The sequence below is a fragment of the Cupriavidus basilensis genome (genome assembly GCF_008801925.2).
Taxonomy (GTDB): domain Bacteria; phylum Pseudomonadota; class Gammaproteobacteria; order Burkholderiales; family Burkholderiaceae; genus Cupriavidus; species Cupriavidus basilensis.
The window spans coordinates 2,162,671-2,187,680 of record NZ_CP062803.1; the positions used below are offsets into that span (position 1 = coordinate 2,162,671).

At 66.6% G+C, this 25,010-nt stretch carries 8 protein-coding genes and 1 pseudogene; 5 read left to right on the forward strand and 4 right to left on the reverse strand.

The window, feature by feature from the left end; translation table 11 throughout:
- Positions 1-4 precede the first annotated feature (4 nt).
- From F7R26_RS09795 to F7R26_RS09805, 3 genes are all read left to right on the forward strand, one after another.
- Positions 5-1,003: a Bug family tripartite tricarboxylate transporter substrate binding protein gene (locus tag F7R26_RS09795; RefSeq protein ID WP_150983398.1), complete on the forward strand. Its 999-nt coding sequence runs from the start codon at positions 5-7 to the stop codon at positions 1,001-1,003.
- Positions 1,004-1,020: 17 nt separating this feature from the next.
- Complete coding sequence (locus tag F7R26_RS09800; protein WP_150983399.1) at positions 1,021-1,779, forward strand: GntR family transcriptional regulator; 759 nt, start codon at positions 1,021-1,023, stop codon at positions 1,777-1,779.
- A gap of 380 nt (positions 1,780-2,159) precedes the next feature.
- Positions 2,160-7,670: a trifunctional serine/threonine-protein kinase/ATP-binding protein/sensor histidine kinase gene (locus tag F7R26_RS09805; protein WP_150983400.1), complete on the forward strand. Its 5,511-nt coding sequence runs from the start codon at positions 2,160-2,162 to the stop codon at positions 7,668-7,670.
- Between the two features lie 79 nt (positions 7,671-7,749).
- Here the strand turns inward: F7R26_RS09805 and F7R26_RS09810 are convergent, their stop codons facing one another.
- On the reverse strand, positions 7,750-8,850 hold the full coding sequence (locus F7R26_RS09810; protein WP_150983401.1) for a porin: 1,101 nt from the start codon (positions 8,848-8,850) through the stop codon (positions 7,750-7,752).
- 415 nt (positions 8,851-9,265) lie between these two features.
- Here F7R26_RS09810 and F7R26_RS09815 point away from each other — a divergent pair, with 415 nt between their 5' ends.
- Entirely contained in the window at positions 9,266-10,258 is a 993-nt protein-coding gene (locus tag F7R26_RS09815; RefSeq protein WP_241754473.1) for a helix-turn-helix domain-containing protein, read from the forward strand.
- Between the two features lie 52 nt (positions 10,259-10,310).
- Positions 10,311-10,463 (forward strand): annotated as a pseudogene (locus F7R26_RS09820) (cytochrome ubiquinol oxidase subunit I); the annotation flags it as partial.
- Positions 10,464-10,509: 46 nt separating this feature from the next.
- Here the strand turns inward: F7R26_RS09820 and F7R26_RS09825 are convergent.
- The 3 genes from F7R26_RS09825 to F7R26_RS09835 all read right to left on the reverse strand — a co-directional run bounded on the left by F7R26_RS09825 (position 10,510) and on the right by F7R26_RS09835 (position 24,752).
- Positions 10,510-10,986, reverse strand: coding sequence for a Dps family protein (locus F7R26_RS09825; protein WP_150983402.1), 477 nt, complete (start codon positions 10,984-10,986; stop codon positions 10,510-10,512).
- 673 nt (positions 10,987-11,659) lie between these two features.
- Positions 11,660-12,382 (reverse strand): RNA polymerase sigma factor, encoded by a 723-nt coding sequence (locus F7R26_RS09830; protein WP_150983403.1) that lies wholly within the window; start codon positions 12,380-12,382, stop codon positions 11,660-11,662.
- A gap of 151 nt (positions 12,383-12,533) precedes the next feature.
- Complete coding sequence (locus F7R26_RS09835) at positions 12,534-24,752, reverse strand: filamentous haemagglutinin family protein (RefSeq protein ID WP_170301725.1); 12,219 nt, start codon at positions 24,750-24,752, stop codon at positions 12,534-12,536.
- Positions 24,753-25,010 lie beyond the last annotated feature (258 nt).

Consider the following 25,010-nt stretch of genomic DNA (forward strand, 5'->3'; position numbering starts at 1 on the left):
GCACATGCCAAGCCTGAAATCCCTCCGCCGGATTCGCCCCGTCCTGCTGCTAGCGCTCGTCGGCACCATCTGCCCCGCCACCCGGGTGCACGCCGAAACGAGCGTTGCATGGCCCGCGCGACCGCTCTCGCTGGTCGTGCCATTCCCTGCTGGCGGGACCACCGACACGATTGCCCGCCTGCTGTCGAAGAACCTGTCCCGGCAGTTAGGCCAATCCGTGGTGGTGGAGAACAAGAGCGGCGCCAGCGGCACGCTGGGTGCCGCCCAGGTCTTGCGCGCGCCGGCGGACGGCTATTCCCTGCTGCTGGGGACGCCCGCCGAGCAGATCAACGCGCCCTTGCTGATGGCGCGCCCGCCCTACGATCCGGCGCACGACTTCACGCCGGTCGGCTGCGTCAGCCGCGGCCCGAACGTGCTCGTCGTCAATGCGGCATCGAAGGCGAAGACCTTGGCGGACCTGCTGCGCATGGCACGGGCGCAGCCCGGGCAGATCAATTTCGGCAGCGCGGGCAATGGCAACACTTCCCACCTGTCTGGCGAACTGTTCGCGCAGGCGGCCGGCGTCGTGCTCACGCACATCCCCTATCGCGGCAATGCCCCGGCCATCGCGGACACCATCGGCGGCCAGGTACAGATGATGTTTTCCAATCCGGCCACCGTGCTGCCCCATATCCGCAGCGGCACGCTGCGGCCGCTCGCGGTAACGTCGCGCGCGCGGATCGCGTCGCTGCCGGACGTGCCCACGCTGAAGGAATCGGGTATCCCGGTGGAGATCTATAGCTGGACCTGCCTGTTCACGCGGGCCGGAACGCCCAAGGAGATCATCGGCAAGCTGCACGGCGCCCTCGCGCAGGCTCTCGATGACGGGCAGCTCGCCCAGGCGATCGAGGCCAGCGGAGCAGAGAAATTCCCCTCGACGCCCGAGCAGACCAGCCGGTTCCTTGCCGGCGAGCGGACAATGTGGGGTAATCTCATCCGCAGCCGACACATCCACACCGACTGAATCCTTAATCCATAAAGATGTCTTCTCCCGAAACTTCCCGGACCCGCGCGCTATCCGTGGCGGATACCCTGCGCAACCGCATCTTCGACGGCGAGATTCCGCCCGGGTCCCACTTGATGGAGGTCACACTGGCCCAGGAGTTGGGCGTCTCCCGCACGCCGGTGCGCGATGCGCTGGCCCGGCTCGCCGACGAGGGCCTGCTGGTCTACCAGCCCAATCGCGGCTTCCTGGTCCGCCGCTTCCAGCCCAAGGACATCAAGGACGCCTTCACCGTGCGGGCCACGCTCGAGGGCTTGGGCTGCCGGCTGATCGGCGAGCGCGGCCTGATGCACGCCGAGCAGGAGCGCCTGAGCGGCCTCCTGGCGGCTCAGCGGCGGGTGCTGCACGAGGAAGAGTGGAACGACCAGCAGGCCCTGCTGTGGCAAAACATGAATCTCGACTTTCACTACGCGCTGCTGGAGTTGGCGGACAACAGCTGGCTGACCGACGCCGTGCGCCGCGCGCGGCAGTTGCCCATCATCTTCGACAGCAAATCACATCCCCACGACCATGACGCCCTGATGCTGCTGTACCAGCGCGACCACAGCCGGCAGGCGCTCGCGGAGCACTACCGCATCGTGGACGCGCTGGCGCTGCGCGAGGTCGGCCGCGCCGAGGCACTGATGCGCGAGCACATCCTGACCAATCGTGACGTGCTGATCCGCGCCCTGGGGACGAACAGGCTGGGCGCAGCGGCGCAGGTGCCCGGCAGCGGCGGCCAACTGCTTTCCTACTAGAGCTGCGGCCTTTCCTCCGGCTCGTGCCATTGCCACTGTCTTGCGCACAAGCGAACAAGAAAAAGCACAGAAGTTCAAGCCAGCGGACAGGCACCCCGCGTACATTGCTGTTGACGCAGCGTTTCTCCGGCACCGAGCAGATTCGGCTGGCGCGCGTCACGCATGCCACGGGGAGGGCCAAGCATGACTGCGACGCTAGCGACATTCGCCCGCGTCTTCGCCATTAACGGAAGCACGGGGGCACGAGTCGCACGAGAGTGCGCCCCCCATTCCGTCCTCAACCATCTCGAGCCCTTTGCCGCGCGTTTTGCCGCACGCTATCCGGCGCACCGTCGTGGTATGCCCGCATCTGCTGCCAAGCCCAAGGTGGGGTACGGCAGATGAAGCGATCGCTCCGCTTCTGCGTCGAGGGGGATGCCCGCGCCCGGATCCTGTGGAAGGATGGCGACCGCGTTCTCGGCCGCTGGATCATCGAACTCGACGGCCGGCAGACGCCCGTTCTCGCGGTCTGGCCCGCCACCGAGCGCCCGACTTCCTCCAATCTCTCCCGCCTCACGCACGAATATGGGCTGAAGGAAGAGCTGGATGGGACATGGGCAGCCCGGCCACTGGCGCTTGTGCGCGAAAGCGGTCGCACGGCACTGTTGCTTGAGGACCCCGGTGGCGAGCCGCTAGCCGGGATGCTGGGTTCTCCCATGGAGTTGAACCGGTTCCTGCGCCTGGCCATCGGCATCGCCGCGGCCCTGAGCCAGCTCCATCGACGACGCCTGATTCACAAGGACCTCAAGCCGGCCCACATTCTGGTGAACGATAACCTTGGGTCGGCCCGGCTCACCGGCTTCGGCCTTGCCTCGCGCCTGGCACGCGAGCGCCACGCGCCAGGTCCGGCCGAGGAGATTACTGGCACACTGGCCTATATGGCCCCCGAGCAAACCGGGCGGATGAACCGGCCGATCGATGCCCGCAGCGACCTCTACGCGTTCGGTGTCACCCTTTATCAAATGCTGACTGGCGTATTGCCATTCGCTACCGACGACCCGATGGGACTGGTCCACTGCCACCTGGCCCGGCAACCCACGCCACCAGTCCAGCGGATACCAGGTATCCCGGCGTTGCTCTCCGACCTGGTGCTGAGGCTGCTTGCCAAACCAGCAGAGGAACGCTATCAGACGGCGGCAGGGCTGGAAGCTGACCTGCGGCGCTGTCTGGCCGAATGGGAGAAGCGGGGCCGCATTGATGCGTTCCCTCTTGGCGCGCATGACGTGCCCGAACGACCGATGACGCCATCACGGCTCCATGGACGCGAGCGCGAGATACAAGCGCTGCTCGCTGCCTACGATCGGGTCGTGGCGGACGGTATGCCAGAGCTTGTGCTGGTCTCGGGGTATTCCGGGATCGGCAAGACTTCGGTCGTACACGAATTGCGCCAGGCCGTGGTATCCCGAGGTGGACTCTTTTCATCGGGCAAGTTTGATCAATTCAAGCGAGACATTCAGTATGCGACGCTGACACAGGCGCTGCAGAGCCTGATCCGCCCACTATTGGGCAAGAGCGAGGCGGAGCTCAAACCCTGGCGCCAGGCACTGGACACGGCACTGGGACCGAATGGCGCACTACTGGCGCCCCTCATTCCAGAGCTTGAGCTGATCCTTGGGCCGCAGCCGCGTGTAGCGGTCTTGCCGCCAAGGGACACGCAGCACCGCCTCCATCAGGTATTCCAGTGCCTGCTAGGCGTCTTTGCGCGGGCCGAGCACCCGTTGGTGCTCTTTCTCGACGATTTGCAATGGCTGGATACCGCAACGCTCGATCTGCTCGCCTACCTCGCGACTCAGCCAGAGATGCGCCATCTGCTGCTCGTTGGTGCCTATCGCAGCAATGAGGTAAAGCCCAGTCATCCGTTGCTGCAACGATTGTCGGCCATACGCCAGGCCGGTGGGCAGGTGCGTGACGTCAAGCTTGCCCCGCTTGGCGTGACCGACATTGGCCGGCTGATCGCCGATGCCCTGCGCTGCCCGCCGGCGCGCGTTGCCGCCCTGGCTGGTCTCGTACAGGCCAAGACCGCTGGCAATCCGTTCTTCGCCGTGCAGTTCCTCACGACCCTCGCTGACGAGGAGTTACTCGCCTTCGATCAACGAGGTGTGGGCTGGTCCTGGGACCTTGAGCAGATTCTGGCCAAGGGGTTCACCGAAAATGTAGCGGACCTCATGCTCAACAAACTGGAGCGACTTCCCGAGGGGACACGGGACGCGCTGCAACTGTTGGCTTGTCTTGGAAACGACGCCGCGATCACGCTGCTGACGACAGTTCATGGAGGCAACCAGACGCTCCTTGAGGAAGCGCTGTGGCCGGCGATGCATGCTGGGCTCGTGGTGTACCAGGAGGGTACCTGCCGCTTCCAGCATGACCGCATCCAGGAGGCCGCCTACCGGCTGATCCCCGAGGGGGCGCGGCCGGCGGCACACCTTGAAATCGGTCGACGACTGGCCTCCGGCACGCCGCGAGAGGCCATCCCGGACCGCATCTTCGAGATCGTCGGTCAGCTCAATCGCGGCACCGCCCTGATTCACACTACCGGGGAGCGAGAGCAAGTGGCCGAGCTGAACCTGCTCGCTGGCGAACGCGCCAAAGCGGCAACAGCCTACGCATCGGCACTGGGTTGCCTTGCCGCCGGAGCTACCCTCCTGCGGGGAGACGCCAGGAAGCGCCGCCCCGAGTTGGCTTTTGCGCTCGATCTCCACCGCGCCGAATGTGAGTTCCTGACCGGCGCCTTGCCCGAGGCGGAATCGCGCCTTGCCGACCTCGCGGATCGCGCCGGCAGCCTTCCTGACCTAGCTCACGTCACCCAGCTTCAACTGGAGCTGTTCCTGGCCTGCGGCCAACGCGCGCGCGCCGTCGAGGTGGGCCTCGACTACCTGCGTCGGGCCGGTATCCAATGTCCGGCAAAACCGGACAAGCAAGACGTGCAGCAGGAATACGGCCGGATGTGGCAACTGATCGGCAACCGCCCCATTGAAGCACTGCGCGACCTGCCACTGATGACGGATGAGGTCTCCAGGGGCACGATGGACGTCCTGACCGCGCTCATGTTGCCAGCCTGGTACACGAACGTTGACCTGGGCTCGCTCATTATCGGCCGGATGAGCAACCTCAGCCTTGAGCATGGCAACTGCGACGCATCGTGCCTGAACTATGCCTGGCTCGGCCTGATCCTGGGTCCGCAATCCGGTGACTACGACGCCGCCTTCCGCTTTGGTCAGCTGGGCGTGGACCTGGTAGAGCAGCACGGACTCGATCGCTTCAAGGCCCGGGTCTACCAGGCATTCGGGGGCCACGTCATGCAGTGGACTCGCCCGATTCGGACCGCGCGCAGCCTGGTGCAACGCGCTTTCGACGTGGCGAGCAAGCTCGGCGATCTCACCTATGCGTCCTTCGCGCGCAACAACCACATTACCCAGATGCTCGCCATTGGCGAGCCGCTCGCCGAGGTGCAGCGCGAAGCCGAGGCCATGATCGACTTCGCGTACAAAGCGAGGTTCAGCCTGGCCGTGGACAGGGTCACGCCCCAGCTCCAGCTGGTCCGCTCGCTGCGAGGACGAACGCCGGTTTTCGGTTCATTGAGTGATGCCGGCTTCCATGAGGAGTCATACGAGCGATATCTTGATGAGCCCCCGGGCCCCACGCTCGCCACCTGCTGGTATTGGGTCCGCAAGCTGCAGGCCCGCTATCTTGCTGGCGACTATGCAACCGCATTGGCGGCGGCAGATCGGGCTGACCGGCTGCTGTGGACGTGTCCATCGTTCTTCGAGCAAGCGGAGTACCACTTCTACGCCGCACTGGCGCACGCCGCTCACGACATCCCGCGCGTGGAGCCAGAACGGGCCAGGCGCATCAGGGTTATCGGCGACCATCATCGCCAACTGCGGCTCTGGGCGGAACATTGTCCCGAGAATTTCCAGACCCGCGCCGCCTTGGTGGGTGCCGAGCTAGCCCGCATCGAAGATCGCGAAACCGATGCGATGAACCTCTACGAACAGGCGATCCGCAGCGCGCGAGACAGTGATTTCGTCCATAACGAGGCGCTCGCCAACGAACTGGCAGCGCGCTTCTACGCGGCGCGGGGATTTGAGAAGATCGCCAGGGTCTACCTTCAGGATGCCCGCCACGGCTACCTGCGTTGGGGCGCCGATGGCAAGGTTCAGCAACTCGACGGGCTCTTTCCACACCTTTGCGGTGCAGAGAGCGCGCCTGCGCCGACTGCAACGATCGGGCTGCCGCTGGAACGCCTGGACCTTGCAACGGTAATTGCCGTCTCCCAGGCGATATCGGGCGAGGTGGTACTGGACAAACTGCTCGACACGCTCATGCGCACGGCGCTCGAACAGGCAGGCGCTGAGCGCGGAGTACTGGTCCTTTCCCGGGGAACCGGGCTGCACATCGTTGCTGAAGCCACAACCCGCGGCGACGCAGTCGCCGTTCAACTGCTCGACGAGAGCGTGTGCGCGACGAAGCTGCCTGTATCGATGCTTCACTATGTCCTGCGCGCCCGCGAGAACATCATCGTCGACAACGCTATGACCCAGAGCGCGTTTGCTGACGATCCATACGTGCAGCGCCAACACGCCCGTTCGATCCTGTGCTTGCCATTGCTGACTCAGGCCAAGCTGATTGGCGCGCTCTATCTCGAGAACAACCTTGCCCCGCGCGTCTTTGCGCCGGCCCGGACCGCGGTACTGAAACTGCTCGCCTCGCAAGCCGCAACCGCGATCGAAAACGCCCATCTGTACCGCGATCTCGCACAACGCGAAGCGAAGATCCAGCGCCTGTTGGAGGGCAACTTCATAGGCATCTTCATCTGGCACCTCGACGGCCGCATCCTTGAGGCCAACGACGCGTTCCTTCACATGCTTGGCTACCAACGCGACGATCTCGCATCGGCCAGCCTCGGTTGGCCAGACCTGACGCCTCCGGAATGGCATGCGCGCGACGCCACGCTGGCGCAGGAGTTCAGGCTGACCGGGAGCGTGCCGCCGCCGTTCGAGAAGGAGTTCTACCGCAAGGATGGCAGCCGCGTTCCCGTGCTGATTGGGTCCGCAAGCTTCGAAGAGAGCGAGGAACAAGGTGTCTCCTTCGTGCTCAACCTGACCGAGCGCAAGCGCGCCGAAGAAGCTCTGCAATCTGCGCAGGCCCAGCTTGCTCACGTCACGCGGGTAACAACGTTGAACGCACTGACGGCATCGATCGCACACGAGGTCAACCAGCCATTGGCCGCAATCGTCACCAACGCCAATTCGGCTCTGCGCTGGCTCGCCCGTCAGCCTCCCGATCTTGGGGAAGTCCGCGATGCGGTCGAGAGCATTGTCCAGGCCGGGCATCGCGCCGGTTCGGTGATCGGGGGGATGCGTGCACTGTTCAGGAAGACGACCGCCGCCAGTATGGCGCTGGACTTGAACCGACTCATCGAAGACACCAGCGCCCTCGTCCACTGCGAGGTGATCCGTCATCAAATCCTCGTCCAGACCGATCTGGCCGCCGACCTCCCGCAGGTCGTGGGAGACCGTGTGCAGTTGCAGCAAGTACTGCTAAACCTCTTGATGAATGGCATCGAGGCGATGAAGGACGTGACGGACCGCCCCAGGGTACTGCGGATTCAGTCCCGGTGCGACGCGGCCGGAGCCGCCCTGGTCGCGGTTCACGATACCGGCATCGGGCTGGAACCACAGGCAGAGGAACGAATCTTCGATGGCTTTTATACAACGAAGACGGAAGGCCTGGGCATGGGTCTCACGATCTGCCGAATGATCGTCGAAGCGCAGGCAGGCCGGCTGTGGGCAAGCGCGAACACACCTTTCGGCGCCGTCTTTCAGTTCACCCTGCCACCCGCGCACGACTAGAACTGGACCAGCGTAGCCGCGCTGGACACGCCGAATGGAATCTGGGGCCTTCCTCTATTTGGACATTGCCGCTGCCAGCCTAGAAGTTGTGCCGCATGCCCAGCGCAAAAGTCTGAGGATCGGCGCCGGCGCGAGTGCCTAGCTGATTGATCGCAAAATCGTAAATCGCATGCTTCTTGTTCTCGATTCGGCTGTAGTACGTGAACAATGCCGTGCGCTTTGACAGCGGATACTCGTATCCAACCGTGAACTGAATGGCGCCTGTATCCGACCCACTGCGGAAATATCCAATGGTTTGCGTCGATGTACCGGTGCCGTCAGTCGCATAGGCGAACCCAGCGCGCACGCTGCCCGGCCCAAGTTGCTGTACCAATGATGCATAGTAGGCATTGCGCTGCAGGCTGCCGGAGTCGGTTCGGTAATGCAAGTGTTCGTACACCATTGCGATGCGCGTGCCGGCCAGTACCTGATAGGACAGGCCAAATTTCAGGGCATCGTCGTTACGGCCGGCCGCCTGATAGTTGTGATGAACTTCATAAGCCATGGTGGCATTGAAGGGACCACGGTCGAACACAAGCGCGGCCGAGTACAGCGCGGGATTGCGCGGTACGCTGAGTTTTTCCTCCGGCATGCCCACGCCCAGCCAAAGGCTGGCGCCGGCGAGCTGTGGCGAACGGTACTGCACGATGTTCTTCTGACGACGATCGAACGAGCTGGTGTCTTGGACATTGTCCGAACTCGAGGTCGAGCCGTTGCCAATCAGTGCCATGTAGCCGGCCGTGGTCGGGTAATACGGGTCGTAGGCCATGGTTGCCTCGGTATACGGCGTATGCCAATGCCCCATGAACAGCAGACCGTATTCGCTTTGCAGTCCGATACGCGAGTTGCGGCTCGCGATCTGGCCTTGCCCCGTGTCCACGGACAGGTTGCTTTCGATCTGCCAGACTGCCTTCAGGGAGCCGCCCAATCCTTCTTCTCCGCGCAGGCCCCACACCGACCGATAGTTGGTCTGCCTGACGACGCTCCCCAACGATGTACCGTCGGTTGCCTTACTGGCGCTCGAGTACTCGATTGCCGTGTTCAAGCGGCCATAGACGGTGACGGAGCTATCGCCAAATGCCGAGGCGCTGATCAGGAAGAGCGCCGCACAAATGCAAGCTTGTTGATTAGCGCGCTGCATCTTCTTGATTCGAGTTGCTATCCGTTACCAGCGTCGGGCACCGTGACCACGAGTGACCGGCTTCCTGCGTATGTTTTTCTGCGCTCATGGAATGGCTCATTTGGTGTGAAATCGATCAGCAAGCGGGAACCGGCACAAGCCCATCCACGAGCACAGTGAGGACCAGGCATATTGTGCGGCTGCGCAAGAAGCAAAAGCGGACCATGGGAACAGTATCGATGGCTGGATGAATGCAAAAAGTGCCTTGCCTTTATTAGCGATCGCCGTAGACACTGTCCATGGGTCGACGCCGGGCACGCTGCCTGCGGATCATCGCGCATTGCCCCGTAGCTGGCATTCATACAAAGGTATGGGTGACTAGCATATGGGAGCCGTGGTCCAATATGCGCACCTAGGGCGGGCCGGAGCCATTGCCATGATTGATCCAGCCATGCCGGTGCTCGATGCACCGGATAACCCTGACGGCAGCGGGCTGGCGCTGGCAGCCCGCGCGGTCGAGGTCGCACCCACGGAGCAGCAATGGCGGCGGCCTCCACACTCCGAGGCCGCATCGGCATCCCGTCATCACGGGCTTCTGGTGTCGCGCTGGCTTTGCGATGGCCCCGCACCACTTGAGGTCACGCACCCGGGTGACGCCCAGCGGCATTGCATTGCGCTGGCGCTCCGGTCGAGTTCGATCCGCCTGCTGTGTGGCGGCAAGCCCATCATCGACGGCCGCCTGCCAGCCGGCGCCGTGCAAGTGACGGCGCCCTCCACGCCTGCCTCGGCGGTGTTCGATTCCGCCAGCGATATGCTGCATCTGCACGCGCCGCAGAACGCCATGGCTGAGTGTCACGCCGACCTGTTCGGGCATGCGCCAAGCGGCGACATCGTTCTCGATGACCCATTCCCGTATGTCGACCCGGTGCTTGAACGGCTCGGCCAGGCGCTGGTCGTGGCGCACCTGCAGGATCCGGGGCTGGGCCGCATGTTCGCCGAAAGCGTAGCGATAGCCATCGTTTCCCGCGTGGTAGCCAGTCATTTCCACCGTGTTGCCGCCCATCGACGCGAACCCTCCAGGTTGCCCCCGTGGCGGCTGCGCCGGGCACTGGAGTACATCGAGGCCAATCTTGCCGCGCCAATCGGGCTGGCGGATATCGCCGCTAGCACGGGCCTGACGCGCATGCATTTTGCTGCGCAGTTTCGGCGCGCCACTGGCATGCGTCCGCACGAGTATCTGCTGCGCCGTCGCATCGAACACGCGCAGGACCTGCTGCGCCATGCCGGGCATGGCGTGCTTGACGTGGCACTGCGCTGCGGATTTCGCTCGCAGGCGCACTTCACGACCGTCTTCAAACGCTTTGTCGGAGACACGCCCCACTGCTGGCGTGTCAAGGTAGCATCCACTTCAGGCAGTTCACATGCTTGACTCTGCGCACTCCGCCTGTGCCGAACTCTCCCATGCGCGCGTCTAGCGCCTGCTGTTGCTGCTGAATTTTGCCGTGGGCGTCGTCAGCGGCATTCCGATGGAGTTCGAGTGCGGCACCAACTGGAGCGCGTTCTCCGATTTCACCGGTCAGTTCTTCGGCCATACCCTCGGGTTCGAAGGCGCGATGGCGTTCGGCCTCCCTGCTCGCGACGGACCGGCCGCAAGGCCAGCCCGTATCGTGAAACACCTGCCTATTTCGCCGCTTCCGCGAGGAACCAGGCGCGACGCTGCGCCTGGTCGATCCAGGTTTCAAGCAAACCGGCGGTAGCCACATCGGCGTGATCGTCGCAAGCATGGTGTGCCTCAAGCATGGCCGCCACCAACGTCAGGTTATCGGCATGCAGCTCGCGCAGCATCGCATGCGGCGACACCGACTCCTCGTCGTTGTCGCGTAGCCGCTGCAGGCGCGCAATGTCGCCAATCGAACGCAGCGTGGTGCCGCCGATCTTTCGCACACGCTCGGCGATGTCGTCGGTAGCGGCGAAGATCTCCGCCGCCTGATCGTCCAGCAGCAGATGGTAGTCGCGGAAATGCGGGCCGGACATATGCCAGTGAAAGTTCTTGGTCTTCAGATAAAGCGCGAAAACGTCCGCCAGCAGTCCGTTCAGATGGTCGGAAAGCTCGGTGACAGCAAGTCCGGGGTCGATATCAGTCGAAGCGCGTTGCATGGTGACTCCTGCAGAAGAATGAAGGGCAAACGGAGGCCCGGCTGGAGCATAGCCCCGGAGATCCACGCGCGTCTTTTCCGCAAACCGATGGCTTTCGCAAATGCACTGCGCATCGGGCCGGTACTCATATTTTGATCTGATAGCGCCCCCGACTGCATTCACGTGATGGATTCCCCCCGCGCGCATCTCTTCGAGAATCGCCACCAGATGCTGGGCGCCCGTCTTGTATCCAAGGCCGATTGCCGTGGGCGGCTCGGATGCGCGTTCACTCAACTGCAGGCGCACCGCAACGCCGAATGCATGGAATTGGCCTGGAGCCACGCATACCGTCAAAGATTTCCCTGGGCACGCCAGCGGTTGTGGGGCCACCGAGCTGACGCGTTAGTAAAGCACCAGCCGAGAGCCTGCAATGCACGCCTGCCCCTGGTTATGGAAGATCGCCCATGCGGCGCCGTTGAGCCAATGCGCTGCGCGCAAGAGCTACGTTGGCGTTCTCGCCTATGACATGGCCGGGGCTGCGCGAAAACTTGCTGAAGATCTCGAGAAGTACGCCTGGAGCCAAGCTGCCGAGACCCTTGCCGAGACCCAGGAGTACCGTTCGCATTCGCCTTCGGTCGCGGCGAGGCCGGGAAGTCAACCTCGTACCGCGGCGCGACGCGCGCCTCGTTACCCTTTATTCGACCGTGCATAAGGAATGGGCGGTACCCACAAGCGCGGAGTACGCCCCGGTTGGCGCCTCCTGCTCCGATGCATAGGCACCGCAGTCTCTCTTTCTCGCGTGCAGTAACGCGCGCCGCGGCGTGTTGACACCCCCGACGGCGCGCCGCCCGGTCTGCGTCGCACAGTAGTCCAGGGTCTGACGCAGCACCGTATCCACGCTGCGCAGCGACATGCCATGGCGTGCAGCCACTTCCTCGCGGGTCAGTTCCTCCAGGCGCAGGCCCACCAGCACGCGCCGGTGGCGGCCCGGAACGTTCTCCAGCGCACGATCGAGCGCCGCCAGATCCGAGCGCGCTTCCACGACGGCTTCCGGCCCCGGTCCTTGGTCGGCAAGATGCTCGAACACGGTGTCTGCATCGGGCGGCGATGGCCAAATGCGACGGTCACGCAACTGATCCGTCGCGAGGTTGCAAGCGACGCGATACACGTAAGCCTCGGCGCTACGTACCGCGTCAGGAAGTGTCGCGCTCCCCAGGCGCAGCCACGCCTCCTGCAGGCTGTCGCGCGCCGTATCGGGGCAACCAACATGGCGCGTCAGACGTCGACGGAGCTGGTCATAGTTCGATACCAGGAAGTCGCGCAGGACGACCCCGGACTCACCAGCATGGGAGGCCGCACCGGCCGCGCCGCCAGTTGTCCCGAGCGCCTTGACGCAATGCGCAATGCTCGTATCCATGAGACGTCTATCTCCGTGTTCCACTACGAAGTCCTCAACCGCACAGGGGATTCCAGCGCGAACGCTCCCGCCTCGACGGCGTCATGCCGAACGCCGAGAGGCGTTGGGCAAGGCGATGCCACGATAGACGCGGATGCCGCACGATTTGCTGCTACCGGATCTGTTTCAGATTGCGGCGCTCGTCATCGGTCAGTCGCTCCAGCTGGGCAGGATTGAACCGCCCGCCCAGGCCGACGAACTGCACTGGACTCGCCGGATCGTATGGCTCGCTGGATTGGAGGGCGCCAGCAGGCACCTTCTTGCTCTCGCCATCAGCGGGCGACGACGACTCCGGGCCAGCGTCGAGCATGCGCACCGTGAAGATCGAAGGCAGGTTTTGCCGCTGCGCCGCGCGATCCCGCGACATCGCATCCTGCGCAGCGGCGGCAGCTTGCGATGCCGTTGAGCTGGCATTGGTCATCGCCCCCACATTCACGGTGGCGACCACCGGCAGCCCTGTCGATTTCCCCTGAACCTGCACGTTGGCCGCGTTTACCACCTGCAGCGCCGCGAAGTTGACATTGCCCGAGACCCGGATGCCCGCCTCACCGGCATCGATGGTGCCCAGCGGCGCCACCAGGTCCACGTCGCCGGGCGGCACCTCCGGAATCGGGCTCAGCGTGGCGATGCCCGCGCCCGAGGACGGCACGTTCGGCGACACCGTGACATTGCCCAGCGCGTCGTAGACCCGCTTGGGCGGGGTGTACACCACCGTGGTCTTGGAGCCCCGGCCGGCGTTGATGTCGCCTTCCGACGACCAGCCCTGGATGCTGCCGCCAAAGGTCGTCATGATGCGCGACAGGCCCAGCAGGATGCTGCCCTTCGCGTAGAGGGCGATGTCCCCCGCACCCTGCGTCAGCAGGCCGGCACCGGCTCCCGCCGGCACGCCCTCCACGCCGACCAGCGTCTTGCCGCCCGGGTTGAGCATCTGGATGCCGCCGCCGAAGTTGGTATGCACGCCGGCGTCGGTGATGATCGGCACCGTCTGCCCGTTGACCGTGGTGGAACCCGTGATACTGCTGAACATGGTGATGTCGCCCTGGTAGGCGATCGCATTGCCACGCGCATCCGTGGCCGGGAACAGCGTCGCGATCGCCTCGCGCCCGCGCAGGTAGCTGCCATAGCGCGAACTCGCCGGATCGTTGTACTCGCGCCCGCCGAGCAGCAGCTCCTGGAAGTAAACCTGCCGCGCGAAGACGCCCTGCTGCTCGCCGGGCAGCGCAAGGAAGTACGCCAGCGCATCGGCCGCCGCGCCCTTGTAGCCGAAACGCTGCCGCAGCCACGCCAGCAGCTCTGCGTCGTAGGCATGCGCCACCTTGCCGCTGCCCGCCAGCGGCGTGCCTGCGTTCAGCTGGTTCGCCGCGTCGAAGTAGAGCCTGGCGAAGCCCGCGTAGTCGGGGCCGGTCGCGCCGGCACCAGCCAGCACCGTGATGCCGGCCCCGCCCGATTTGTTCGACGGGTTGATGATGTCGCCCGCGCTCGTCAGCGACCCGTCATAGCCCTGGTACAGGTTGCGCCCGGCCTGCAGCTGGAGCAGGCCCGGCCCGGCGATCGTCACGGACTGGCGGAAGATGTCGCGGCCGGCCTGTATCAGCGTGATGTCGCCCGCATCCAGGTTCAGGGAGGCACTCGGCGTCGTGCCCGTACCGACGATATCGCGCCCGGCGATGACCTGGAACGGCTTGGCGGCGGCGTACCAGGTCGTCGGGAACGGCTGGAAGGAGCCCGGGCCGAACCCTGGCGACGGATTCTGTACCTGCCCGAGCGCCAGGTCGACGATATCCTTGCCGGCATAGACGAGGGCCGGCTGATCGTCGGCCGCATGCAGATTGCCCAGCGGCGTGTCCGGCCCGAACGCGATCGGACTGCTGCGCGTAAAGCCCAGATAGGCCGATGTCGGACTGGCATTGTTCGTGCCGCCGCCACCGACCGACGTTTCGAAGACCGGGCGCAATGGCGTTGCCAGCGTGCTCATGTCGGCGCCGGACATGGCCACCACCTGGCTCGACCCATAGATGGAGCCCGCCGCCAGCAGTTCGAGCTGGCCGCGTGGCGACGGCACCAGCTCGAGCACCGGATACGAGAGGCCCGGCAACGGCTCGGCGAAACGGATATCGCCGTTGGCAGCCGCGACGATCAGCGTGCCCGGATAGAAACCGTTGCTGTTCTGAACGTTGTTGCCGGCGGTCCCGCCCGGCAACGGCGCCACATCGCCACCGGCGGAATACAGCTTGATCGCCGAACCCGGCGTCCAAAGGGTGAATGCGGAGGTACCGCCATTCGGGACCAATGTCGTGCTCCCGTCCGCGTTGCGCAGCAGATAGGGAATGCCGGCCTGATCGACCGGGGGGCCCATGCCGGCATCGGCGGCACCCGCGATCACAAGGTCGCCGCGCGTGGTGATGTTGACGACACCGTCGCCTGGCGTCACCGTGGGACCGGGCGTCTTTGCCGAGCGCTTGAAGACGTTGGCTTCGACCGCGCGCGGATCGAACGACGTGAACAGGGCGCCGCCTTGCGCGACCGCCAGCGCACCGATGGAACCGGCGTCCACGTTGATGTCGCCGCGCAGGTTCGTGATCGCGCCATAGTAGTCAGGCACCTGAATGGAGGTTGGAAGCACCGGATTGAGCCCGCCGCCGATCTTCAGCGTGAGATCGCCGCCGCCGGTCGCGACCACCGTGCCGTCGGCCAGCACGCGCCCGGTCGAGGCCACCGCGAGGTCGAGCCCGGTCGGGCCGCTGCCGGTCACGCCGGCATTGCGGCCGGCAATCACGGTCAGGTTGCCGCCGCCCAGGGTGCCGATCCCCTGGAAGCCGGTCATGGTGCTATCCACCTTCCAGCCGGAGGTCCGCGTCAAGGCGCCGAAATTGATCCACCACGCCGTGGGATCGGTGGACACGCCCCCGCCCTGGCGCCAGAGCCAGTTGCCGGTCAGGTCCGAATCGACATAGCGGGAATTGTTGTTGGCGATCTGCACGCTGCCCGTCACGTCCTGCTGGGCCATGAGAAGCAGGTCGCCGCCATGCTCCGGGTACCAGGCATGCAGGCCACCGCCCCGCGTGGCGATGATGTCGTAGGGATTGCTGCCGTCCGCCGCCAGGATCGGCGCCGATTGCGTGCCGGCGGTGTAGACGCCATACGGGGTCGCCTCGCTAAAGCTGCCGCCGGCCAGCAGTTCGAGATTGCCGGTGCCAGTGCGCAGCACGCTGAAGTAGCTGCCGTTCAAGGAGGCGTTGTAGCTCGGATCGTTGAGCGTCAGATTGCCGCTTCCATTGAGCGCGCGCACGGTCTGCAAGGCGCGCCGGTCCGAGCCGGCCAGGTCGGCACCGGCAACCAGGCGCAGCGACGCGGATGGCGCACCAGCCGCCAGCATCGTCGCCGCGGCTGACGCGGCGGCCGCGCCAGGGGTCCCCTTGCTGACCAGCGCCATCGCCACACCCGGCAGACGGATCCCGGCCTCGAACAGCAGGCCGCCCGAGGCGGACAGCTTCGTGCCCGCGGGAATCGCGTCGCCGACGTAGTAGATGGTGCCATCCGACCCGATAAGGCCGCCGAGGTAGTTGTAGAAGTCGTCATTCGGCACCGTCCAGCTCGTCATCAGGTAGACATCCTTCGACGCGACATAGCTGGCACCCGGCGTGCCCCAATAGCCATCCTGGAGAGAGAACTCGGGACTGTTGGTGATATCCAGGACGCCGTCATAGACCGCCGGCTTGCCCGCGACCGCCCGGAAGCCGTCGGAGATGCTTCCCTTGACCGCGAGGTTGCCGCCGGCCCGGATCACCAGGGCCAGCGGCTCGCCCGCGCCGTAGCTGGCGGACGTGGTATCGCGGTTGGCGCCGGGACCATAGCGATACCCGGCCAGGTCGACATCGCCGGATACCGTCAGGTTGCCCTGCGGGGTGGCACTCACCACCTCCACGCCGGGGCGCAGGTGCAGGGCGCTGCCATAGGCGGACAGCCCCGCCATGCGGCCCTGCAGGCCTGCATTGGCGAGCGCACCGGCCGTGAAGACTTGGCTGTCCCGATCGACGAGATCGAGCCAGCCTTGCGTGATGACCTGGCCGACGGGATCGCCCTGATCGGCCGGTGCGTTCGCATAGGTGGCAAAACCGTTGAGCTGGATGCCGCGCGTTCCGCGGATGGTGAGCGGTCCGGCGGCCGAGATAGCGACATCGTTGCCGGTCGCATTGGCCGGAGCCCCCGCACCGGTCGCGCTCGAAGCGGTCGCACCGACACGCTGCGCATTCAATACGACATCGCCATAGGCCACGCTGCCCGGCGTCGACAGGTCGATGGTCGCGCCAGGCAACAGCGTCAGCACCCCATGGGCCGCACTCAGCTCCACGTGGCCGCGGTTCCTGGCCTCGACCGGCAGCCCGTAGCTATCGGCCTGCAGCACGGTGCCGTGCGCATCAAGCACGGCACCCGATGCCAGCGTCAGCCCGTTGGCGGCCGACAGGCGGATCGTGCCGGGGGCCGCGCCCGATGCATCGATGGTGCCGGTCACGGTCAGTTGCCCGCCATCCGTTGCGATCGACACCTTGTGCGCCTTCACACCGTCGCCGACGACCAGGTCGCCCTGCCTGGCGGTGAAGCTGCGTGCGTCGAAGAAGCCGCCCCGGGTCAGCGCGGCGTTCAACCCCGCGAAGTCTGCGAAGGTAGCCGCCCTGGCACTGAAGCCGCCGCTGGCCTGGCCATCGGTCGCGCCGCCATTGAGCGTACCGTTCAGCGCGACCCGCCCCTTGCCGGCATCGATCGTGATTTCGCCGGCGTTCGCATGGATCGCCGAGACGTCGATCACCGCGCCGCCAGCCTGCACCACGCCGCCCTGCGCGCTGTTAAAGCTGGCCGTGCCGCCGAAGCCATAGACCGTGGCCCGCTGGATGGTCGCCGGCTGGCCGCTAAGATCGATGCGGCTACCCGCGTCCAGCGCGATGTCGTGTGTGGCGTTCACCACCAGCTTGCCGCTCGGCAGCAGGATGGTGCTGCCGATAGCGACGCTGTCGCCGCCCAGGTCGATCTGCGCGCCCGCGATGGTCGAGTTCGCCTGGCTCGGCGCCTGGCCTTGCGGCGCCAGCACGTTCAGTGCCCCGCCCGCCGTATAGGCCATGATCGACTTCTGCATGCCGGTCAGCATCGGCGTTGCCAGCGTCAGGTTGCCGCCCGTGCCGCTCTGGCCGAACACGTCCGACGGATCCGCGCTGGGCGCCTGATAGACGAAGAGCGAGCCGTTGCCGGCCGACACGATCTTCTCGCTGGCCCTCAAGTTGACGTTGCCAAAGCCATGGACCGTGCGGCTGGCCTTGCCATTGTCCAGCGACACGAACTGGCCGAGGTCGATCTCCCTGGCCACCAGGTCCAGCGTGCCCAGGCCCGTTCCCGGGCCATCGCCCGCGATCGCCGGCGGCGTCGCACTGGCGAGGGCGTTCCACGTGATCTTGCCCGCCGCGATGGTGGCATGATCGCCCGCCCTGCCCCAGCCATAGATTGCGGGCGTGTTCAGCACCAGGTTGATGCCGGCGCCGGCGGCGTCCAGGCCGGCGCTGCCGAACAGGTTGATCGCGCTGGACGCGCCCAGCGTGATTGTCTGCAATGCGGGCACGCCCCGCGGCAGATCGCCGCTGACCAGCCGGTTGAACAGCGCCTGGTCGAACAACAGCCCGGCCGGGGCACCCGCCGCGGCGATGTCGCCGCTGCTGCCGACGTTGATGGTGTTCATGGCCAGTGCAATATTGCGCGAACCGAAGCGGGCGCCTGAGTCCATGTTGACCCCGCCGTTGGTGGCAAACGCCAGCGTGCCCTCGGAGTACAGCTGCGCCCCTGCGCCGATGGTGATGGCGCCGGTGCCCTGCGAGCCGAGGAAGTCCAGCTTGCCGTTGGACAGCGCCAGCACCGAGGTACCGTAGCCGGTGGTGTAGCCCATGCCGGTGGAGGCCGAATCGAACGGCGTCCCGCCCTGGCCGATGGTGCTCAGGTTCACGTTGTTGCCGACGCCGATATTCCCGCCGACCAGCACCAGTTCGCCGGCCTGGAGCGTGACGCCGTCGCGGATGGCGAGGTCCTGCCCACCCTGGAACATCAGCGTGCCGTTGATCACCCCCACCGTGCCGTTGATCAGCAGTCGCGGGGCCACGATGGCATTCAGGTCCGCGGCGCGGACCGAGGCGCCGCCGAACCCCGGCGTGGCGGCATCCGCGACAATCTCGCCCACGTTCGACAGCGCCACGGATCCGTCAATCCCGCCCGCGACGCCCCGCAGCCGCGCGGTTCCCGCGAAACTCAGCGCCGAAATGCCAGGCAGCGTGTCGGGCTGCTCGAACTTGATCTGCAGGATCTTGCCGTCGCCCGGCAGCAGCGGGCGCAGGCCGCCGAACTGCGCCGCCCCGGCGGTGAAGAAGTCGGCGTAGCCTTGTTCGTTGTACTGCGCGTAGCGGCGCACGGCCGTCCCCGGCGTGATCAGCGCCGTCAGCGGCAAGGCGCCGCGGAAACCGGTGTTGGCGGTGCCAGTCTGGACCGCGATGGCATAGGTGCCGTTGCCGACCGCGGCGACGCCGCCGAGCGGCTTGCCGCCGCCCGCGCCAAGCTCCACCCGGTAGGCGCCGGGCAGCAGCGCGTAGTTGGAGGGCAGCAGCGTGTAGGTGCCCGCCGCCAGGCCGGGCACGCCCCCGCCCACGGTGATCTGCTGGCCGATGGCCGGGTCGCCAGCGCCGTTCTCCGGTGCCACCGGCGCGTAGCCGGAGGCATATCCAGGCAGGATGGCGTAGACCTTGTCGCTCGCCTTGCTCAGCGGCGCGGCCGGGTTGGCGTTGACCAGCGGCGTGGTGAGGATGTTGACCGAGCCGCCGCGGCCCGAGACGAATCCCGCGCCGGTCAGCGTGCCGCCGCCAGAAAGGTCCAGCGTCGCCCCGCCCTGGACGTTGACGGCCTGCGCGTCCAGCGTGATGCCGGGCCCGGAGCGCAAGGTGCTATTGCCGGTGAAGCCGGTAAGGGCCAGGGGCAGCACGCTGGCGCCGCCGTAGGTGTAGGTCACGCCGTCGATGGTGCCGCCATAGGGAATGGCCAGGCCTGCCATCGAGACGGAGGTCAGGCTGCCAGGCAGCAGGTCCACCCGCTGCGTCGCCGGGTAGTTGGTGCCCAGCGTGATGGCGCCGAAGGGGGCGCGCACGATGCCGCCCTGCTCGATGATGGCCGCCTGGAAGCTGAGGCTGCCGAACACGGACAGGGGAGCGTGCGGCACGTCTGGCGTGGTGCGCCCGATCGTCAGCTTCGCCCCGTAGCCCGGATTGTTCTGCCCCGCGATGACAGTGGCCCTCGCATTGGTGGCCGGGTACACCTGGGCCGCCTGGAGGTCGACGTCCCAGGCGCTGGCAAGCGTCGTCCCCTGGTCTACGGTGGTGGGCAGGAAGCGGATATCGCCCTGGCCGACCAGCCGGGTCGCCCGGAAGCCAGGCGACGGCGTGTGGACATAGGTGTAGGTCGAGCTGTCGTAATGGGCGGTGTCCGCCGAGAACACGATCAGCCCCTGCACGTCGATCTGGTTGGCATTGGCCTCGAAAGTTGCGACGGTCGGCGTGTTCGCGGCACCCGGATTACTGATGGAGCCACTGGTGAATCCATCCCGGTAGATGACGGGCGTACCGCCGAGCAGGATATAGGGCGCCGCCAGGCGCACGTTGCCGGTGGCCGCCGGCGTGGAAGCATCGGGCGGCCCTGCCAGCACTGGCCCGGACGTAAAGGCTCCAGCGGTGAGCGACAGGCTCCTGCCGAGCGCGAGCGAGACGTCGCCCGAGAATTGCATGTAGTCGCCGGACTTCAGCGCGAGCACATCAAAGCCGCCCGCCTTGACCATGTCGGCGCTCACCGCGGCCTGCCCGAAGGGCAACGTTGCGACAGCCGCACGGGCTGAACCCGCCGGTGCGCCCGTCGGCAACGCGAGCGGCAACGCACGCGCCTGCGTCACCGTCATCGTACTGGGCACGAGGACCCCGCTGGGCGCCAGCCCGGTGGCAAAGCTCCTGGTATCGAATTGCGGGGTATTCAGCGCAATCGACAGGCTGCCGCCGCTCGCTCCGGCACCGCCAGTGGCGGCATGCAGGTTGCCATCCAGGTAGAGCCCGCTCAGCGAATCGAGCGAGATGGCGCCACCATTGCTCGCCAGCGTGAGAGCGCCGCCCGACGCGGCCCGCGCATTCACCGTACCCGCATCGACCACGACGCGAGTGCCGTCGGCGTCCAGCTCGGCGCCCGGGCGCACCACCACGAACGCGGTGCCGCCGCTGAGCTTGACGGTGCCGCCATCCATAGCCGTGCCATAGCCGCGCCCCTGGGCATCCACCGCCGCATAGGCCTGGCCCGAGACATCGAGCCTGGCGCTCGGGCCGACCCACACCGACACGCCGCGGCCGACACCGGCCGCATCGAAATTGCGCAGGGTGTCGACGGAGCCGTCGGCTTCGTTGACCAGGCTGATGCTGCCGCCGTGCGCCGTCAGCGTGCCATCGATATCGATCTGCCCGGTGGCGTCGATCTTGATGCTCTGCCCCGAATCGACGGCGATGGAGGCGCCTTTTTCCATGATGATCGACCCGCCGCCCGTCAGGAGGCCGTTCTGGCTGCGGGTCTGCGAGCGCAGCGTGAGGCTGGCGCCCCCGCGCTGCGAGAGCGTCGCGCCCTGCGGGTGTTCGGCATACAGCGGCGGCAGCCACAAAGACATCGCCGCAGAGGGATCGCTGCCCGAGGGCGCCACGAGACTGTCGGCGGTGAGCCGGTACACCGGCATCGCCGGCGCGATGTCGGAGCCCGCCACCAGCATGCCCAGCCCGGCATTGATGTCGTAGTTGGAGAAGCCCGCGCGGAAAAACGCAGGGCTAAGCGCCGGGGCCGGCGCCACCGACACCGTCTGCGGCAGGGCCGTGCCCGGTGGGATCACCGTGCCGGCCTGGTAGGTCATATCCTGCGCCTGCACCGAGCCGGCGGCATAGACGACGTTGTAAGGGTTGATCGGCAGGCCCTTCGGGAAGACGCGCGAGGGGATCACCGTACCGGCCGTGATCGTGCCCGAGCCGGCCACCCCGGTGATGAGCGTCCCCGCCGGCACCAGCTGGCCGGGAAAGTAATAGACCAGGCTGCCATTGCTGTCCCTGGAATTCACCGGACTCATCCCGTTCGGGACCACCCAGTCGGCCGCGGTCGGGATGCCGGGCCCACCCGACACCGCGATATCGATGGGAACAGGTACGTCCAGCGGCAGCGTGTTGTGGGTCTCGGTCAGCGTGAAGGGCAAGGGCTGCCCGGCGGCAATGGTCAGCGGCCGCGTGAGCTGCATCCGCAGCGGCGCCGGCGTGCCGGTGGCTAGCACGCCGCCGGCCAGCGAGGCGTTCTCGCCGACCAGCACATTGTTCGGCGAGGACAAGGTCAGCGCGCCGCCGCCGTTGATGCCGGCCGCGCGGATCGCACCGTCCAGCACCATATTGCCGGTGACAGCGCTGACGCCGCCGGACACGTCGCCGGCGATGAGCGTGACATTGCCGCCCTTGCCGCCCACGGTCTTGCCGTTGGCCAGGATAGCCGCGCCGGATGAGACGTCGATCACGCTGCCGCCGGCGATCGTCACGTCTTGCGAGCCGTCGATCGTGACGTTGCCGCCATTGACATAGGCAAGCCCGGCAAGCCTGGCCGGATCGATGCGCGCATTGGTCCACATGCCGCGCACGTCGATCGTCCTGCCGGCCTCGAGCGTCAGTTGCGATGTGCCGTCGGCCGCCACCAGCGCGCCGGGATAGCGGTCACCTGCGCGCGTGAACAGGTTCGACACGTTCACCGTGCCGCCGTGCGCCGTGATATTGGCATTGACGTCGACATTGGGCGCCACCAGGCTCAGCTGGCCGCCATCGGCGAGCACCAGCGGCTGGCTCACCACGATGCGCCCGCCGCTGGCCAGGTCCAGCGCGCCGAGCTGGAAACCGTTCAACATGCCCGCGTCCAGCCACACCGTGTTCTGCCGCTGCGGGTCGAGCGTGTCCGCCGCCCCCATGCCCGGTGTCACGCCCACCTCCGTGCCGATCTTCACCTCGCTGTTGAACACCCCCGTGCGCCCCGGCCCCGTGTACTGCCCCAGTGCCAGCCCGCCCGCCTGCGCCACGGCGTACTGCCCCTGCTTGTAGCCGTCGGCGAGGCCGGCCGCGTGCGCCTGCGTCTGCTGCGCCCCGTTGAAGACCCGGGCTACCACCTCGCCTTCGAGTACCGCCGTCGGTGCGCTCACCTGCAGGCGACCCGCGTCGCGGCCCACCGTGTAGCCGTTCTGCAGCACCTGCTGCGGCGCGATCAGCGGGCTCGCATACGACTGCGTCGCCGTCTTGCCCCAGCGCGGGTGCTCGTCGTCGAAGCCGGTGTAGACCCCCGTGTACAACACCCCCGCCTGCGCGTTATTGGCGTTGCTCAGCGTCCCGTCCGCCCCCTTGAACCACGTCTGCCTCAGGTATCTCGTCTGCACGTCCAGGCTGCCGCCCGACAGGTTGATCGACGAGCCCGCCTGCGTCACCACCTCCTTGCCGCCCAGCGTTACCGTGCCGCCCTGCGCCGCCCACTCGCCGATCCGGTGTCCCTGGTTGCCCAGGTAGCCGCCCACCTCCAGCAGCCCGCCCCCCGTGTACCAGCGCTCGGTCGCGTAGCCGCCCACGCCCGCCGGCACGTACACCAGCCGCCGCCGGTCGATCCACACGTTCGCATTGAGCAGGTTCCCGCTGTCGCGGTTGCCCGGCGCGTCGCGCTGCTCGTTGCCCTGCACATTGACCTTCACGTTGTTCGTGTCCATCGCCAGCGCCACGCCCACCGCCCCCGACACATCCAGCTGCGCCCGGTTGGCCACGAAGCTACGCCCCGTCGCGCTCACCGCGATCTGCCCGCCCGTGGCCAGCGTCAGTGAATCGCCCTGGAACAGCACATCGCCCCCGCTGACGATCTCCACCCGCGACTGGTCGCGCCGGTCCGACAGTCTCGACAGGTTGTCGAACAGCCCCGATGCCGCCCCCCCGCGCAGCAGGTCCTGCGCCGCCGAGTCCTGGATCAGCGCGTCACGCTGGCTGTCCAGCGCCGTGGACTTGCCGTCGTCGTCGATCAGCACCGCCGTCACCGCGCCCGGCCCCAGCGTCACCCGCCCCTGCGTGTCCGCCGCCGAGTTCAGCAGGTGCACCGTGCCGCGCGTGTTGACCGTGGTGGTCGCCACCGCCACCCCGAGCTGCTGCACGTCGCGCCCGGCCAGCGTCACGTCGCCCTCCGTGGCCAGGATCAGCCCGCTGTTGGCCACCTTGCCCGCGCTGCCGCCGGCCACGAACTGCGGCGAGATCTCATTGCCGCGCGTGGTCGACGTGGTGTTGCCGTCGGTGCCCACCCCGCGCCGGATCACAAAGCTGTCGCCCGCGGCCAGCGCCGCCTGCCCGCGCGGCGTGGCGATCGTGCCCGCATTGCCGACCTCCGCGCCCAGCAGCAGCACATAGCCCCCGCCCTGCGTCACCGTGGCCGGCGTGCGCGTAGCAATCCGCGCGCCGGCCTGCACCTCCACCTTGCCCAGGGCATCGGTGAAGCTTGGCGTCGTGCCATTGAGCCCGTAGATGCCGTTGCTCGTGAACTGGCTGTCGGTGATGCGCGCGGCGGCCGCCACCAGGTTGCGCGTGTCGACCTGGCTGGTGCCGCTGAAGATGACGCCATTGCGGTTGACGATCATCACCGTGCCATCACCCCGGATCTGCCCCTGGATCTGGCTCGGCCGTGCCTGCGGGTCGTTGACGCGGTTCAGCACCGCCCAGTCCGCCTGCTGCTTGAAATCCACCGTGGTGTTGCGCCCGACGTTGAAGGTCTCCCAGTTCAGCACCGCGCGGTCCGCGGTCTGCTGGATCGCCACCGTCGTCTTGCCGTCGGACACCGTCTGCGCCGGTGCGTTGGCGTTGACCCAACCCTGCGTAAGGCTGTGGGTGTCGATCTTCAGGCCGCCCTCGGCCAGCCCGTCCGGCACCGTGGCGTTCGCCGCCGCGGCGGCCGCGCGCGCGCTGGCCTGCGCCGCCTGCATCGCCGCAATGCCCTGTGCGGCCGTGCCCAGGTTGGCCAGCGAGCGCTGCAGCTCGGCGTTGGCCTGTTGCTGCTGCGCCGAGGGGCTGGCCAGCGCCGACACCGGCATGCCGTTGGGCAGGCGCCCGGTCTGCTGCGCCGCGCTCTGCGTCGCGCCCTTGGCCGCAAACCATGCACTGCTGAATGCTTGCTGCGCCTGCGCCGTGCCCCAGACCCCGCCAGTGGCAAGCACCATGGCAACGGCCCGGGTCAGCGGCGCCATGCGCAATGGCCATGCCGCCGGTGCCAGGTGTCGTGATTTCGCTATTGCGCACTTGCGCCCGCGTGTGCTCATCTGAAGTCCTGCCCAATAGTTGAGTCGATTCCGCTACGGCAGCCCGCCCGGTGCCGGGCTGCCGCGTCCTTCGAGTTTTGTTTGATTCCGCTTCGCAGTAAGCGGCAACAGGAACTCGCTGAGACAAGACGAATGGCTACCGCCAGATCCCTCAACTATTTTTTGACTTTGCACTTTCTCGCCGGG